Origin of the sequence: Acidovorax sp. Root217 (assembly GCF_001428645.1) — a bacterium.
Classification (GTDB): Bacteria; Pseudomonadota; Gammaproteobacteria; order Burkholderiales; family Burkholderiaceae_C; genus Acidovorax.
Genome location: NZ_LMIH01000003.1, coordinates 131574 through 133165, shown reverse-complemented (window position 1 = coordinate 133165; position 1592 = coordinate 131574). Strand labels below are relative to the sequence as shown.

The 1592-nt window shown below is 65.0% G+C and carries 1 protein-coding gene and 1 pseudogene; both read right to left on the bottom strand.

All coding sequences use genetic code 11. The features are described from left to right. Positions 1–81 (bottom strand): annotated as a pseudogene (locus ASE31_RS32365) (electron transfer flavoprotein subunit beta/FixA family protein); the annotation flags it as partial. A gap of 136 nt (positions 82–217) precedes the next feature. Beyond that, on the bottom strand, positions 218–1540 hold the full coding sequence (locus tag ASE31_RS01255; RefSeq protein WP_057199720.1) for a mechanosensitive ion channel family protein: 1323 nt from the start codon (positions 1538–1540) through the stop codon (positions 218–220). Positions 1541–1592 lie beyond the last annotated feature (52 nt).

Sequence of the window (1592 nt, the reverse complement as noted above, 5' to 3'; positions counted from 1 at the left end):
GTCCACACCCGTTTGGTCCGACTTGACTCGGACTTTGACGTTGTAGTCCACCACGCGCTTGACAGGGACCAAGACCTTCATTGCTGCGGCTCCTAGAGTTGGTTGAATTGACGTTTACGTAAACTGGAACATTCTATGCCGCAGTGCACCCCAAAGGGCGCGGGCCGGGACCACCGACTGCAGGGGCATAAAAAAGAACGATCGTGCTTTTTCGTGATTATAGGGCACTTGGCGAACCGCCCGATGTCTCGCCGGAGGCACCGGTCACGGCAGCACCCGGAGACAGGCCGGCAGGGACGGCACCGCTGTCCTTGAACTGCACCACGCGCTGCGGGTAAGGGATGTCGATGTTCGCGGCGCGCAGGCCATCGAGGATGGCGATGTTGATGGCCGAGCGCAGGTTGAGCGAGCCGGCCGAGGGATCGCTGATCCAGAAGTTGAGGCTGAATTCGAGCCCGTCTGGCGCGAAATTGATGAGAAAGGCCACAGGCTCGGGCTCCTTGAGCACGCGCGCCTGCGCTGCGGCGGCCGCGCACAGGATGGCCTGCACCTGGCCCACGTCGCTGTCGTAGCCGACGATGATGTTGGTGGTGACGTTGAACTTGCGGTCGGCGTCCGACAGGTTCTCCACGCGCTGGGTGATCAGGGTCTCGTTGGGCACGATGGATTCGCGCCCGTTGCCCGCACGGATCAGGGTGTAGCGCGTCTTGATGTCGGTGATGCGGCCCTCGAAGCCGTCGACGCGCACGTTGTCGCCGATGCGCAGCGAGCGCTCCAGCAGGATCACGAAGCCGCTCACGTAGTTGGAGGCCAGCTTCTGCAGGCCAAAGCCCAGGCCCACGCCGACCGCCCCGCCCAGCACCGACAGCGCGGTGAGGTCCACCCCGACGGCCGACAGCGCGAACAGCATGCCTACGAGCAGCAGCACGGCGCGCACGGCGTTGCCGGCGACCTTGCGCATGGACAGATCGGTGACGGCCGTGCTGAGCACGCGCCGCTCGAAGGTGGCTGAGATCCACAGCGCGGCCACCAGCACCAGGCTGGCCGACAGCGCGCCCTCGATCAGCGTGGCGACACTGACGGTGGACTTGCCGAAGTTGAGCGTGATGGCATCGAGCTCGCTGCGCACGGCGGGCAGCAGGCCCACGATCCACAGCACGGCCGCGCCCCATATGACCCAGGAGAACAGCCCCTCCAGCAGCCGCACGAGGGCCGATGCCGGAAAGGCGACGCGCAGCACGCGGGCGATGAAGCGGATCAGCGCGAGCGAGACCAGCATGGGGACTGCGATGCGCAGCACGAAGACCGGATGGTAGTGCTCCACCGCGAGGCGGCCTGCAAACGTCAGCACCAGGGCGATCAGGGGGAAGAGCAGGCCGTCGATGGTGTTGCGGCCGATCCAGACCGAATCGGGGGGTTGGTTGCGGCCTATCAGTCTGGCGGCGAACAGGGCGATGGCGATGGCGGCGGCCAGGACGCCGAGTTCCAGCCAGACGCTGGAGTGGTTGAAGTCTGTCAGTAGTTTGTCGAGGATTTCCATGCAGTTGGGTCCGTTCCACGCGGTGCTGGTGGTGACTGTTTGCTTGATCTAG